Source organism: Pseudoalteromonas sp. 2CM28B, assembly GCF_023161935.1.
This window is the reverse complement of record NZ_JALNTH010000005.1, coordinates 40033-55161: the sequence shown is the minus strand read 5'-3', so window position 1 is coordinate 55161 and position 15129 is coordinate 40033. Positions and strand designations below refer to the sequence as shown.

General features: G+C 41.9%; 14 protein-coding genes and 1 tRNA gene. 14 read left to right on the top strand and 1 reads right to left on the bottom strand.

Annotated features, from left to right (window positions below):
- Nucleotides 1-77 precede the first annotated feature (77 nt).
- From prlC to MTN96_RS09085, 12 genes are all read left to right on the top strand, one after another.
- The gene (prlC, locus tag MTN96_RS09140; protein ID WP_248531307.1) at nt 78-2129 is read left to right on the top strand and encodes an oligopeptidase A; all 2052 of its coding nucleotides are present in this window, start codon (nt 78-80) and stop codon (nt 2127-2129) included.
- A gap of 130 nt (nt 2130-2259) precedes the next feature.
- On the top strand, nt 2260-3441 hold the full coding sequence (locus tag MTN96_RS09135; RefSeq protein ID WP_248531305.1) for a response regulator: 1182 nt from the start codon (nt 2260-2262) through the stop codon (nt 3439-3441).
- Nucleotides 3442-3491: 50 nt separating this feature from the next.
- Nucleotides 3492-4247 carry a class I SAM-dependent methyltransferase gene (locus MTN96_RS09130; RefSeq protein ID WP_004585768.1) on the top strand — a complete coding sequence of 252 codons (756 nt, stop codon included), beginning with the start codon at nt 3492-3494 and terminating at the stop codon, nt 4245-4247.
- 99 nt (nt 4248-4346) lie between these two features.
- A complete protein-coding gene (gene trmJ / locus MTN96_RS09125; RefSeq protein WP_248531304.1) occupies nt 4347-5075 on the top strand; it encodes a tRNA (cytosine(32)/uridine(32)-2'-O)-methyltransferase TrmJ in 729 nt (242 codons plus the stop codon).
- Between the two features lie 220 nt (nt 5076-5295).
- Nucleotides 5296-5787: a Fe-S cluster assembly transcriptional regulator IscR gene (iscR, locus tag MTN96_RS09120; protein WP_004585770.1), complete on the top strand. Its 492-nt coding sequence runs from the start codon at nt 5296-5298 to the stop codon at nt 5785-5787.
- A gap of 25 nt (nt 5788-5812) precedes the next feature.
- Nucleotides 5813-7030, top strand: coding sequence for an IscS subfamily cysteine desulfurase (locus MTN96_RS09115; RefSeq protein WP_004585771.1), 1218 nt, complete (start codon nt 5813-5815; stop codon nt 7028-7030).
- Between the two features lie 42 nt (nt 7031-7072).
- Nucleotides 7073-7456, top strand: coding sequence for a Fe-S cluster assembly scaffold IscU (iscU, locus tag MTN96_RS09110; protein ID WP_004585772.1), 384 nt, complete (start codon nt 7073-7075; stop codon nt 7454-7456).
- Between the two features lie 9 nt (nt 7457-7465).
- Entirely contained in the window at nt 7466-7789 is a 324-nt protein-coding gene (iscA, locus tag MTN96_RS09105; protein WP_004585773.1) for an iron-sulfur cluster assembly protein IscA, read from the top strand.
- 96 nt (nt 7790-7885) lie between these two features.
- A complete protein-coding gene (gene hscB / locus MTN96_RS09100) occupies nt 7886-8413 on the top strand; it encodes a co-chaperone HscB (RefSeq protein ID WP_004585774.1) in 528 nt (175 codons plus the stop codon).
- A 41-nt stretch (nt 8414-8454) separates the two neighbouring features.
- A complete protein-coding gene (gene hscA / locus MTN96_RS09095; RefSeq protein ID WP_248531302.1) occupies nt 8455-10317 on the top strand; it encodes a Fe-S protein assembly chaperone HscA in 1863 nt (620 codons plus the stop codon).
- 10 nt (nt 10318-10327) lie between these two features.
- The gene (gene fdx / locus MTN96_RS09090; RefSeq protein ID WP_004585776.1) at nt 10328-10666 is read left to right on the top strand and encodes an ISC system 2Fe-2S type ferredoxin; all 339 of its coding nucleotides are present in this window, start codon (nt 10328-10330) and stop codon (nt 10664-10666) included.
- A gap of 394 nt (nt 10667-11060) precedes the next feature.
- Nucleotides 11061-12488, top strand: coding sequence for an NAD-dependent succinate-semialdehyde dehydrogenase (locus MTN96_RS09085; protein ID WP_248531300.1), 1428 nt, complete (start codon nt 11061-11063; stop codon nt 12486-12488).
- Between the two features lie 506 nt (nt 12489-12994).
- Here MTN96_RS09085 and MTN96_RS09080 read toward each other — a convergent pair.
- Nucleotides 12995-13070 (bottom strand) — tRNA-His (locus tag MTN96_RS09080).
- A gap of 263 nt (nt 13071-13333) precedes the next feature.
- Here MTN96_RS09080 and MTN96_RS09075 point away from each other — a divergent pair.
- Both MTN96_RS09075 and MTN96_RS09070 read left to right on the top strand, forming a co-directional pair.
- Complete coding sequence (locus MTN96_RS09075; protein ID WP_024032471.1) at nt 13334-14152, top strand: mechanosensitive ion channel family protein; 819 nt, start codon at nt 13334-13336, stop codon at nt 14150-14152.
- 189 nt (nt 14153-14341) lie between these two features.
- Entirely contained in the window at nt 14342-15124 is a 783-nt protein-coding gene (locus tag MTN96_RS09070; RefSeq protein ID WP_029773724.1) for a YdiY family protein, read from the top strand.
- Nucleotides 15125-15129: the final 5 nt, after the last annotated feature.

The window sequence follows — 15129 nt, the reverse complement described above, 5'->3', positions numbered from 1 at the left end:
AGACCCATTAATGGAGGCTTGTATTTCACCGTTTTGCCCCAACTTCAAATTCATAGTCAATTAAATTGAGAAAATTCATGAGCGAAGCACAAACAAATCCACTCATTGGCCTAGAAGGCTTACCCCCGTTTTCAAAAATAAAGCCAGAGTACGTAGTACCGGCACTAAAGCACGGTATAGAGCAATGTCGTAAAGCCATAGATGACGTGTTAGCGAAAGGCTCGTTTACATGGAACGATTTAGTATTACCCCTTGAAGAAGCCGACGATAAACTCTCGCGTATGTTTTCACCAGTATCGCACCTTAATTCAGTCATGAATAACGACGAGCTGCGTGAAGCCTACGAGCAATGTTTACCACTTATATCTGAGTACTCAACATTTGTCGGGCAGCATCAAGGCCTGTACGAAGCGTATAATGCGCTTTATAACAGCGATGAATTTAAAACACTTAGCACTGCGCAGCAAAAAACCATCACCAACGCCCTACGTGATTTTAAACTTTCAGGCATTGCATTATCAGCAGAAGATCAAAAGCGCTACGGCGAAATTAGCACGCGTTTATCTGAACTTGCCTCTAAATTTGGCAACAACGTAATGGATGCAACGCTTGCATGGCATAAACACATTACCGATGAAAGCCAATTGGCAGGCTTGCCAGAGTCGGCATTAGCGCTTGCTAGCGAAACAGCTAAAAGCAAAGGTTTAGACGGCTGGGTATTTACGCTTGATTTTCCGTCTTACTTACCGGTAATGACCTATGCAGATGACCGAGAACTGCGCAAAGAAACCTACACGGCATTTTGTACGCGCGCTTCAGATCAAGGTCCTAATGCGGGTGAGTTTGATAACTCAGCCATTATGAAAGAAGAGCTTGCACTACGCCATGAGCTATCGCAGCTGCTAGGGTTTAATAACTACGCTGAAAAATCATTAGCAACTAAAATGGCTGAGTCGCCAGCGCAAGTTTTCTCATTTTTAGAAGACTTAGCCGCTAAGTCTAAGCCTCAAGCAGAGCAAGAAGTGGCAGAGCTAAAAGCCTATGCTGAGCAACACCATGGTATTACTGAGCTTCAAGCATGGGATTTTGGTTACTACAGCGAAAAGCTCAAGCAAGAAAAATACGCAATTTCAGATGAAGTACTGCGCCCTTACTTCCCTGCAGATAAAGTACTTAGCGGTTTATTTGAAACCGTTAACCGCCTTTTTGGTATTAAGGTAAAAGAAGTAAGCGACTTTGATAGCTACCACAGCGATGTTCGCTTTTTTGAAATTTTTGATAGCAATAACACATTGCGCGGTCGTTTTTATCTTGATTTATATGCACGCGAGCGCAAGCGTGGCGGTGCGTGGATGGATGACTGTATGGGGCGTAAAGTGCGCGCCAGCGGCGAATTGCAAACACCCGTGGCATACTTAGTGTGTAACTTTAATAAAGCGGTAGGCGACAAACCGGCGCTATTTACACATGACGAAGTAACCACGCTTTTCCACGAATTTGGCCATGGTATACACCACATGCTTACCCAAGTTGATGCTGCTCCTGTTGCTGGTATTAACGGCGTTGCATGGGATGCCGTAGAGCTACCAAGCCAATTCTTAGAAAACTGGTGTTACGATGAAGAAGCGCTGAGCTTTATTTCAGGCCACTTTGAAAGTGGTGAGCCATTACCAAAAGAGCTACTTGATAAGCTACTGGCTGCTAAAAACTATAATTCTGGCATGCAAATGCTGCGTCAGATTGAGTTTTCGTTGTTCGATTTTAGAATCCACCACGACTACCAGGCAAACCAAGAGTGCCAAATTCAAGCGATTTTAAACGACGTACGTAGCCGCACGTCGGTGGTCAACCCGCCTGAGTTTAATCGTTTTCAACATGGCTTTAGTCATATTTTTGCAGGTGGCTACAGCGCCGGTTACTACTCGTACAAATGGGCTGAGGTACTCTCTGCCGATGCATTTTCTAAATTTGAAGAAGACGGTATTTTTAACGCCGAAACAGGTAAAGCCTTCTTAGAAAATATTTTAGAAAAAGGCGGCAGTGAAGAACCTATGGAGTTATTTAAAAAGTTCCGTGGTCGCGAGCCAAACGTTGATGCCTTACTGCGTCACAGTGGTATAGCTGCATAAACAACTACTTAACCTTATAAAGCGCCTATATGGCGCTTTTTTATGTTTTTTAATATATTGGCCAATTGTTTTTAGTAATTTTAACCTCCCGTACTATGCTTTGTGTATACGCAGCAAAATGGACTAGGGCATGGCAAAGTTGGTACTAACGATTGATGACGATTTATATGTTCATCGAATTATTGAAGAGGCTTTAGCGGGCTTTTGTAAGCTTATTCACGCTAAAGATGGCGAACAAGGACTTAAGCTAGCCAAAAAGCACACGCCCGACATAATTTTACTTGATATAGAAATGCCCGGTAAATCCGGCTACCAAGTATGCCAAGCACTAAAAGAAGATGAGTCAACACACGATATACCCGTTATGTTTTTGTCCTCTAAGGTGGAGCTTAACGATAGAGTAAAAGGCTACAGCGTAGGCGCGTCTGACTACATAATAAAACCCTTCAACACCGAAGAGCTAATGGCACGCATTAAAGTGCTTTATGAGTACCGGCAGCAATGTGAAAAGCTAAAATTTGATGTAGCTAAAGCGCAAGATACCGCCGCAATGGCTTTGGCGGAGTCGGGGGATATGGGGCGTATTGTTAGGTTTGTGGGGCAAAGCTATCACTCTCATAACTTTCATTCGTTAAGCGAGCACTTACTTGCCTTTTTCAGCCCGTTTAATTTAGACGTGGTTATTGTGTTTTGGTATCAGGGGGGGAGCTATTTTTATAGTTTAGAAAGTGGTGTATGCCCGCTCGAGCAGGAGCTTTTAGAGCAGCACCGTAATGCCAATCGGTTTGTGGATATTGGTAACAGCACCATTATTAACTACCCCAAAATATCTTTATTAATTAAGAATATGCCGGCTGATAATCGTGCTTTATACGGCCGTTATAAAGACTTATTCCCGCACATACTCGAAGTGACAAACGAAAAGGTCGTTGCTATGGAAAGAAACGAAAATAGCTTTGAACAAGCGACCCAAATTAGCACTGCTTTGCAAGATATAGTAAAGCAGCTTACTAGCCAAAATGTTGTACAAAACGACTACACAAGGCAGTTTATAGAGCAGCTTCATGAACTCAACTGTGCAATTAAGCAAACACAAGCACACGGCAATCCTGCTGATTTAACTTTATACATGTCGCAATTAGACGAAACTATGCAACTGCTAGTAACCGCAAATAGTGATTTAGCGTTTATAAAGTACCAGCTTAAACAAGTGACCGAGAGCCGCAACGAATTATTGTGCAACTTACGCTCTAAAGTAGAGGAGGCCAGCTCACATAGTCTTGCGCATCAAAGCGATATAGAGCTATTTTAGTGCTTTAACGCTTGTTATACTGCAGCTGAAATTTTTCGTCGGAGTGTATAGTGGTTATTCAGTGTGCTTTTAAAGAGTGTCGCCCATATTTAAATGAGCTAGAAACGCGTTTTAACTTAGCCCAATGGGCGCAAAGTTGTAGCGGTTTTACTCTGCATTACGACGATAAGGGCCTTAGCCTTTTAAAAAGCGACGAGCCTAAACTTGGCGCAATAAACGTAGACTTTGTAACAGGTGCTGTTGCTCACAGGCGTAAGTTTGGCGGCGGCAAAGGCCAATCAATCGCAAAAGCGGTAGGGTTAAATAAAGGCGCAACGCCTGTTGTACTTGACGCCACTGCCGGGCTTGGCCGAGATGGCTTTGTGCTAGCGTCACTTGGCTGTAAGGTTATACTGCATGAGCGCCACCCTGTGGTAGCGGCTTTATTGTTTGATGGCTTAAAACGCGCTTACGAAGATGCAGAGATTGGTTCGTGGATGCAGCAAAATATGAGCTTAGTGTTTGGCTCAAGCCACACGTTATTAGAGCAGTGCGAGAGCATGCCCGATGTAGTGTATTTAGATCCTATGTTTCCACACCGAGAGAAATCAGCGTTAGTTAAAAAAGAAATGCGCGTATTTCAGGCATTAGTAGGTGCAGATACCGACGCCGATGACTTACTTGAATTTGCCTATCCACTTGCCAGTAAGCGTGTGGTAGTTAAACGCCCCGATTACGCCCCATTTTTAAACAATCAAACCCCCAGCATGCAAATTAAAACAAAAAAGAACCGTTTTGATGTGTATGTAAAAGCGGCCATGGTTTAACGGCATTTAGCGTGTTGATCGGCTTTAAGGATCTAGGATCTTAGCGCGCTTTTATGTTAGAATTCGCACAATTTTTTGGCATAGTAAAGTAGCACAGCAATGATCTTAGATGATATTCGCATCGTTTTAGTTAATACCTCACACTCTGGCAACATTGGTTCGGCGGCTCGCGCCATGAAAACCATGGGTTTATCAAAACTGTATTTAGTGGACCCTGCTTGTGAAGTAGACAGCCATGCAAGCGCCTTAGCAGCCGGTGCAACCGATGTTTTAGGCAATGCGGTTATTGTTGATACCGTGGCTGATGCCATTGCCGATTGTGCATTAACTATTGGTACGAGTGCTCGTTCACGCACGCTGTCTTGGCCTATGGTTGAGCCACGTGAGTGCGGTGAAAAGCTAGTTGCTGAGGCTGTAAACGGCCCTGTAGCGCTTGTATTTGGCCGTGAAAACAGCGGACTAACTAACGAAGAACTACAGCTGTGTAATTACCATGTATGTATTCCTGCAAATCCACAGTACAGCTCGCTTAATTTAGCTATGGCGGTGCAAACGCTAAGCTACGAAACGCGTATGGCGTTTTTAAATCAGCAACCAAAGGTTGAGCAAGCAGACGATGAGACTGCTTACCCAAGCTCAAAACAAACAGAGTTATTTTACGATCATTTAGAAGAGACGCTCGATAACACTGGTTTTATTATTAAGCAGCATCCAGGTTTAGTAATGACCAAACTACGCCGTTTGTTTAACCGTGCACGCCCAGAAGAGGCAGAGCTAAACATACTGCGCGGTATTCTTACCTCAATTAATAAATCTATTCCTAAGTAAGGTATAGCGATTGGTTATAAAAACCTGCGGGTAAATAACGAGCTAATACTTGACTAAAACACTCAAGTAATTACAATACACCTAATACTTGACCAAAAAGGTCAGGTATTAAAAATTTGTTAATAGAACAGTGTTCTTTAATCAAATTTTTATCAAGTGATAATACTTGACTATTTTACTCTGGTAATTAAAATTTGCACTCTTTTGTGCGGGGGGCGTTATGAAGTTAACATCAAAAGGCAGATATGCCGTAACAGCTATGCTGGATGTTGCACTACATGCGAGTGTAGGTCCTGTTGCCCTTGCTGATATTTCACAAAGACAAGAAATTTCTTTGTCTTACCTTGAGCAATTATTTGCCCGTTTACGTAAAAATGGCTTAGTGAGCTCGGTTCGTGGTCCTGGCGGCGGTTATTTGCTAGGCCGAGAAGCCGCGGTTATCTCTGTTGGCGATGTAATTAGCGCCGTAGACGAATCGGTAGATGCAACACGTTGCCAAGGTGCCGATACCGGGTGTCAAAGCGGTATGCGTTGTTTAACTCATAACCTATGGTCTGATTTAAGCGCACGTATCGAAGAGTTTTTAAACAATATTACCTTAGCTGAATTGGTGGAAAAATCAGATGTGAAAGAAATCGCATCTCGCCAAGATAACAGCATCAATAATGCAATTAAGCAGTTGGAAAACATTCAAGTAAGCTGTCAACTATAAAAGTTGACCTGCAGCGGAGAGAGAAATGAAGTTACCGATTTATTTAGATTACGCAGCGACCACGCCTGTTGACGAGCGTGTTGCAAAAGAAATGATGCAATGCCTGACAATGGACGGTAATTTTGGTAATCCTGCGTCACGTTCGCACCGTTTTGGTTGGCAAGCTGAAGAAGTAGTTGACCAAGCGCGTACAGACATTGCCGATTTAATTAATGCCGATCCGCGTGAAATTGTTTTCACATCGGGCGCAACAGAATCAAATAACCTTGCAATTAAAGGTGCAGCGCAGTTTTACAAAAAGAAAGGTAAGCACGTTATTACCGCTAAAACTGAGCACAAAGCAGTAATCGACACGTGTCGTGAACTTGAGCGCCAAGGCTTTGAAGTAACCTACATGGACGTTGAAGAAAACGGCCTGTTAGATCTTAAAAAGCTTGAAGAAACTATGCGTGACGACACTATTCTTGTCAGCATTATGCACGTTAATAACGAGCTAGGTGTAATTCAAGATATCAATACTATTGGTGAAATGTGTCGCGAACGTAAAATTATGTTCCACGTAGATGCAGCACAAAGCGCAGGTAAAGTATTAATCGACGTACAACAGCTTAAAGTTGATTTTATGTCGTTCTCAGGCCACAAAGTATATGGCCCTAAAGGTGTTGGCGCACTTTACGTTCGTCGTAAACCACGTGCTCGCCTAGAAGCGCAAATGCATGGTGGCGGCCATGAACGTGGTATGCGTTCAGGTACACTTGCAACTCATCAGCTAGTAGGTATGGGTGCAGCATTTAGAATTGCTAAGCAAGATTTTGAAAAAGACCACGCACACATCAGCGCATTACGTAAACGCCTAATTGACGGCATTATGGCTGATATGGACGAAGTATACTTTAACGGCGCACAAGACCAATCAGTACCAGGTATTGTAAACATCAGCTTTAACTTTGTTGAAGGTGAGTCGTTACTTATGGCAGTAAAAGACATAGCGGTATCATCAGGGTCTGCGTGTACATCAGCAAGCTTAGAGCCTTCATATGTATTACGCGCACTTGGCCGTAACGACGAACTAGCACACAGCTCAATTCGTTTTAGTATTGGCCGTTTTACTACCGAAGAAGAAATTGATTACACCGTTGAATTAATGAAAAACTCTATCGGTCGCCTACGCGAGATGTCTCCTTTATGGGAAATGCATCAAGAAGGTGTTGATTTAGATTCAGTTGAATGGGCTCACCACTAATACGAGTGAGCACCTACCGTAGCAGGTAATGAGGATAGAATTATGGCTTATAGTGATAAAGTAATCGACCACGTAGAAAACCCACGTAACGTTGGTGTTTTAGACAAAAATGATCCGTCAGTGGCAACGGGTATGGTTGGCGCACCAGCATGTGGTGACGTAATGAAATTGCAAATTAAAGTATCGTCTGAAGGCGTTATTGAAGATGCAAAATTTAAAACATACGGTTGTGGCAGTGCAATTGCTTCATCATCGCTTGTAACAGAGTGGGTGAAAGGCAAAACACTAGACGAAGCATCAACTATTAAAAACACTGATATCAGTGCAGAGCTTGAATTACCACCAGTGAAAATTCACTGTTCAATTTTAGCTGAAGATGCAATTCAAGCAGCAATTGCTGATTACAAAAGCAAACAAGCGAAGTAAGAGAAATTCATGGCAGTGACATTGACAGATGCGGCAGCAAACCGCGTACAATCATTTTTAGCAAACCGCGGTAAAGGTTTAGGCCTGCGCGTTGGCATTAAAACGACGGGCTGTTCAGGTCTTGCTTATGTACTCGAGTTTGTTGATGAGCTTAACGAAGACGATGAAACCTTTAAAGCTAAAGGCGTTACCTTAATTGTTGACGCTAAAAGCTTGGTTTACATTGACGGCACTGAGCTTGACTACACCAAAGAAGGCTTAAATGAAGGGTTTAAATTTAATAACCCTAACCAAGCTGACGAGTGTGGTTGTGGCGAAAGCTTTACTGTTTAAGCTCAGCTACCTTTGTAGTATTTTTAAGCCCTGCCAGTAATTGTAGGGCTTTGTTATTTGTGAAATTTGTATTTCTAAATTTTATTGGTTGAAGCTATGCGTTACTTTGAGTTATTTGCAATACCAGTTGATTACAACATTGACTTGGCAACAATAAATAAGCATTACCTAGAGCTGCAGCGCGCAGTGCATCCCGATCGCCACGCTAATGCGAGCAGCCGTGATAAGTTAATGGCCGTACAAAGTACCGCTGAAATTAACGATGCGCTACAAACGCTAAAACACCCAGTAAAACGAGCTGAATATATGCTCAGCGAACTAGGTGTTGATATTCGAGCTGAGCAACAAACACTGCAAGATCCAATGTTCTTAATGCAGCAAATGGAACTGCGTGAGGAGCTTGAAGAGCTCGCTTCAGCAAGTAATCCTGAGGCCGCTATCGCCAATTTTGAATCACAAATAAAGCAATTAAAAATCCAATACAGTAATGAACTTGCCGAGCAACTTGCAAGTAACGACGAGGCGCAATATCAACAAGCTGCTGACAACATTCGCAAATTAAAGTTTGTATATAAATTAGAAGACGAACTTGAGCGTATTGAAGACAGTTTATTTGACGATTAATTACTTGCTGTAAAGCGAGCAACACGAGTTTAAAGAGCATTATGGCATTATTGCAAATTGCTGAGCCGGGGCAGAGCGCGGCACCACATGAACACAAATTAGCAATAGGTATTGACCTAGGTACCACTAATTCATTGGTTGCAACGGTACAAAGTGGCGAAGCCCGCACATTAACAGATGACCTTGGTGCAGCCATGTTGCCATCGGTTGTGCGTTACCAAGCTGGCGGCATCACGGTAGGCGCCGATGCTGCACAAGCTGCAACACAAGACCCAGCCAATACCCTTATTTCAGTTAAGCGTTTTTTAGGTAAAACCCAAGCCGAAATAGAGCAAAGCTACGGCCAATTACCGTACCAGTTTTGTGAAGATAACGGCTCACTTGCCATTCAAACCGATGCCGGAAAAATCAGCCCTGTTAAAGCCTCTAGCCATATTTTAGCGGCTCTAAAAGCGCGTGCAGAGCAAAGCTTTGGTAATCAAGACATTTTAGGAGCAGTAATTACTGTGCCTGCGTACTTTGATGACGCACAGCGCCAAAGCACTAAAGATGCAGCCGAACTTGCTGGCATTAACGTATTACGTTTATTAAACGAGCCAACCGCTGCGGCAGTCGCTTACGGGTTAGACTCGGGTCAAGAAGGTATTATTGCTGTTTACGATTTAGGCGGCGGCACTTTTGATATTTCTATACTTCGCTTACACCAAGGTGTGTTTGAAGTAATGGCAACTGGCGGTGATTCAAGCTTAGGTGGCGATGATTTCGATTCGCTATTAGTCGATTACTTTAAGCAGCAAACAGGTGTGTCATCATTATCACCCTCAGTTTTACGTTTATTCATCAATAAAGCAAAAGCGTGTAAAGAAGCGCTAAGCCAGTACGCAAAAGTAAATGTAGTGCTTGAATTTGACGAGCAAAAACACACCGTAGAAGTGACACGCGAAACCTTTGACGAGCTGGCTATGCCACTTGTTAAAAAAACACTTCGTTCGTGTCGTCGTGCAGTAAAAGATGCCGGCATCGAAAACGAAGAAGTGCTGCAAGTTGTAATGGTAGGCGGTTCAACTCGCATGCCACTGGTTCGCAGCCAAGTTGAAGGCTTTTTTGAAAAAGAGCCGCTAACATCAATCGACCCGGATCGTGTTGTTGCACTAGGTGCAGCATTACAAGCTGATGTATTAGTAGGTAACAAGCCCGATTCTGACATGTTATTACTTGATGTATTGCCACTGTCACTTGGCCTTGAAACGATGGGTGGGTTAGTTGAAAAAATAATTCCGCGTAATACCACTATTCCTGTTGCTCGTGCGCAAGAATTTACTACCTTTAAAGACGGCCAAACGGCAATGTCTTTACATGTGCTACAAGGTGAGCGCGAACTGGTTGACGATTGCCGCTCGCTGGCTAAATTTAGCTTAAAAGGCATACCGGCTATGGCAGCAGGTGCTGCACATATTCGTGTTACCTTTAAAGTGGATGCCGATGGCTTGTTAAGTGTATCAGCAATGGAAAAATCAACAGGTGTGCAAGCTGAAATCCAAGTTAAACCATCATTTGGCTTATCTGATGACCAAGTAGCTAACATGCTTAAAGAGTCAATGAGTAACGCTAAAGACGACATGCAAGCACGTATGCTTAAAGAGCAACAAGTAGAGGCGCTACGTGTTATAGAAGCACTAGAGGCGTCACTTGCTAGCGACGGTGACTTGCTCGATGATATTCAACTTGCTAATTTAAAAGCTGAAATAAGTGAGCTTGCTAAAGTGCGCGTAACCGCGCAGCAACCAGGTGATATTAAAGCCGCAATTGAAAAAGTAGATAACGCTAGCAGCGATTTTGCCTCGCGCAGAATGGATGCATCAATTAAAAAGGCCCTTACAGGGCAGTCAGTAGACAACGTTTAAAGAGGTTAGAATGCCACAAATTATTTTTCTTCCCCATCCGGAATTATGTCCTGACGGTGCAGCACTTGAAGCGCCAGCGGGCGAAACAGTCCTTGATGTGGCCCTTAAAAACGGCATTAGCATTCCACACGCATGTGAAAAATCGTGTGCATGTACTACATGCCATTTAGTGATCCGCGAAGGCTTTGACTCACTAGATGAAAGCGATGAGCTAGAAGACGACATGCTAGATAAAGCATGGGGCTTAGAGTCAGAATCTCGCTTAGGATGCCAAGCAGTTATTAGAGATGAAGACTTAGTGGTTGAAATACCTAAGTACAATCTCAATATCGTTAATGAAGAGCACTAGTTTTTAATTAACGAGAATTTTTTAAAAGCCGCTGTTTTTACAGCGGCTTTTTTGTTTAAGAGATTGTATAAGCACGTAGCAGCGACTTTATGTCGCGTTTTTAAATGAATGATCACGTAATCATAATCGCCGGGTAAACCCGCTGCTACATTACACCGTAGCAGCGACTTTACGTCGCGTTTTTAAATGAATGACCACGTAATCATAATCGCGGGGTAAACCCGCTGCTACATCTTACACCGTAGCAGCGACTTTATGTCGCGTTTTTAAAATAGGCCTAGATCTAAAGTGATCACGTTTTACAGGTCGAATTACAGTCAAGGAATTATCGCTTTTGGCTAAACCCGCTGCTACGCGTTTTACCTAACCCATAAAACTATTTCGGAGGTCTATTTTGAGTAATCTAATTTTTTGTGACTCGTTTATTAATGGTGAATTTTATAAAACCAATAAACGTTTTAGCGTTGACGACCCCGCGACCGAAAAAAGTATTGTTGAAGTAAGTGATATAGACGAGCAAGGCGTTAATAGCGCAATAAAGGCAGCGCAAGGTGCGTTTGTTAAGTTAAAATCAACCAATGCTACTGAGCGAAGTGATACGCTAATGCGTTGGTATGAGCTGGTAATAAAACACAAGCAAACGCTTGCTGAGCTAATGACAAAAGAGCAAGGTAAACCGCTTAAAGAGTCGTTAGGTGAAATAGACTATGGCGCTGGGTTTATAAAATGGTTTGCAGAAGAAGCTAAACGCAGTTACGGCGATGTGATCCCCCCAACCGACGATACACATAGATTAACGAGCTTTAAACAACCTGTAGGCGTTGTGGCTGGTATTACTCCTTGGAACTTTCCGGTTGCTATGGTGACACGTAAAGTGGCGCCAGCATACGCTGCAGGCTGTAGCTTTGTGCTAAAACCTTCTGAATATACACCTTTATGTGCTTTGGCATTGGCATACCTTGCCGATCAAGCCGGGTTTGTAAAAGGGGCTTTTAACGTACTGATTTCGCAAGACGCAAAAACAGTCGGACAAATACTTACAGACTCAGAAGTGGTGCGCAAATTTACTTTTACAGGTTCAACAGGCGTAGGCAAGCAGTTACTTTCTCAGTGTGCGGGTACGATTAAACGTACCTCCATGGAACTTGGCGGGAACGCCCCCTTTATTATTTTTGATAACGCCGATATAGACGAAGCAATCGACGGCCTCATGGCGGCTAAGTTTAGAAACAGTGGCCAAGCATGTGTAGCCGCAAACCGCATTTTTATTCAGCGCAGTATTTTAGATGAAGTGCTGAGTAAAATTACGCCTAAAGTAGCCGCATTAAAAGTAGCCAATGGGTTTGAAGAGGGCGTAGACATTGGCCCCCTTATTTACCCAAAAGCAAAAGAGAAAGTGCAGCAGCTTGTGCAAGATGCACTTGATAAAGGCGCAGACCTAATAGGGGATAACAGTGACTTAGGCGGCAGCTTTCAAAACCCGCTTATTGTTACTAACGTAACGACCGAAATGGATATATACCACGAAGAAGTATTTGGCCCGGTATTAACGGTTATTCCTTTTGATGAGGAAAGCGAAGTACTAGCCCTTGCTAACGATGTTCCATATGGCTTAGCGGCTTATTTTTACAGTCTAAATATCAAGCAGATCTATCGTATTAGCGAAGGGCTTGAGTTTGGCATGGTTGGTGTTAACGAAGGGGTTATATCTAACCCTGTGGCACCGTTTGGTGGAGTTAAGCAATCAGGCTTAGGCCGAGAAGGCGGCCATCAAGGGCTTGATGAATACCTTGAAGAAAAGTACGTGTGTATCAAAGTTTAAAAACGATGACACCAGAAACCATGAAAAATTGGTTACCCAGCACGGTTTAGGTTACTAATACCAATTTGCTTAATTAAGTGATCTATAACTACAGGTTACCTTTTTATTGCTAGATATAGGCCTAAGTGCTACATTTACGGCATAATTTTTGTTTAAAAATAATCAAAAATAAAAAGAATTTCTACTTGTAGAAATAACCCGTGTGTAAATGCCACCGCAAGGTGGCATTTTTTATAGCTTGAGTACTAAACTCCACGCCCTCGATAAGCATTTTTAATTATACCGCAGATTCAAACTCGCCTATTTTTATAGTATTACTTCGATACATTTTTAATAAAAATCTAAACGCACTTTAGATTGGATGCTATTTTAAAACGTATTTAAAAACAAAAATTAATATAAATAAAAATGGGTGTGTGAAAAGTTATTTCATTGAGGGTAATAAATTAATAATTTATTTTAAATATTGCTAGGAAGTTTATATGAAAAAATAAGAAGAGAAAAAATGGGGCGATTGACGGGGCTTGAACCCGCGACAACCGGAATCACAATCCGGGGCTCTACCAACTGAGCTACAACCGCCACTACACACCTCGTTTGGTGTGGCGCGAATAATACATAATATTATAAATGTTGTGAAGCCTAAAATTAAAAAAAATCAAAAAAAATAAATATTTCATAAAATTGCCTACTATCAGTAAAGGTTCATAAAGAGTGTGTAGCGTAATAGCGCTGACTATAAAAACTATTTTGTAGTGATAATTTACTATTTAATGAGAATAAAATGTAAATTAATGTATACTCACTTGCGGGAAATTGCTTAATAAAAACTATTTGGAGTTACTATGGATTCAATACTTACTTGGCTAAACGAAAACTCAGGCCTAATTTTACACTACGGTATTCAAGCAGTTATTGCGCTTGTTATCTTTTTACTTGGTAGCCGTATTGCCAAGTTTTGTGCAGGTTTAACAGAAAAAACATTCGATAAAAAGAAAGTTGATAAAGCTGTAGGCTCATTTGTATCGAGTATAGTTTATGCCATCGTATTTGCTGCCACTATTTTAATGGCACTTTCGCAAATCGGTATAGAAACAACCTCATTTATTGCTATTTTAGGTGCGGCTGGCCTAGCTGTTGGTTTAGCGCTGCAAGGTTCGCTGTCTAACTTTGCATCTGGCGTACTTATTATATTACTTCGTCCATTTAAATCAGGTGAGTTTGTTGAAGCTGGCGGTAAAATGGGCACAGTTAAAAAAATTGAAATATTCTCTACAGAGCTTCGCACTCCAGATAACAAAGTAATTATCGTACCAAATTCACAAATTATGTCTGGTGCTATTACTAACTTCTCGCGTGAGTCTACTCGCCGTATCGATTTAGTAATTGGTGTAGGTTACGATGCTGACTTACGTAAAACAAAAGAAGTATTACAGTCAGTACTTGACGCAGAGACTCGTTTACTTAAAGATCCAGCATACACTGTTGCAGTTTCTGAACTTGCAGACTCAAGCGTAAACTTTATTGTGCGTCCTTGGGTAAACTCTGGTGATTACTGGCCAACGTACTGGGCATTATTAGAGAACATTAAAATTGCATTAGATGATGCAGACATTACAATCCCATTTCCACAAATGGATGTACATTTACACAAGCAAGACTAATACAAATCCGCAATAATACTTAATCATTTTGCGGGGTTAAACGTGTCGCTATCTGCGTTAAAAATTCTCATTTAGAACAACTAAATAGCGAATTTTTTGCCTGGCTATCAACACGTTTTTCCAGCCTCAAAATAGATTACTTAATTAAGCGAATTAGTATAATTTTTAGGATTAAATAGGTTATTTTTAATGAAATTAAAGCTTTTAACACTGTTAGTTGCAGCATCTGCTGCAACTAACGCATTCGCTGAAGACGCAGAGAAAAAAACGTGGGAAGTAACAAGCGAGCTAGGTGCTATTGTCACTAGTGGTAACACTGAAACTACAACGTTAAAAGGCGGTTTAAAGGTATTACATCACCTAGAAAACTGGAATAACGAGTACAAAATCGACGGCATCTATAAAGAAGATGAAGTAGAAGATGACAACGGCGATAAAGACAAGCAGCGTACGAACGAAAAGTACTCTGCATCTGCGCAAGGTAATTACAAATTAAATGAAAAGAATTCTCATTTATTCATTTATGGTTCACACGTTTCAGACTACTTTGGCGCGTATAGAACTGAATCTGTAATTTCTGCTGGTTACGGCTTACGTTTAATTGACCAACCAGATATGTGGTTAAATGCAGAGTTTGGTCCGGGTTACAAATTTTTTGAATACTCTGACGACAGCACGCAAGTTGATGACGACGGTAACCTACTAGCAGGCGAAAGCGACAGTGAAGTAATTGCTTTGGGTAAACTTGATTACAACTGGCAGATTTCAGATAGCGCACGTTTTACTCAGCTTGTGTCAGTTGAGTACGGTGATTCAAACACCAAAACGCGTTCAGAAACTGCATTGCTAGCAAAAATAAATGGCTCGCTGCAAATGAAAGTCGCTTTTAATGTTACCAACAACTCAGATGTTGCTGATGACGAAGAAAGCACAGATACAGAGACGTCATTAACGTTAGTATATAGTTTTTAAAAACA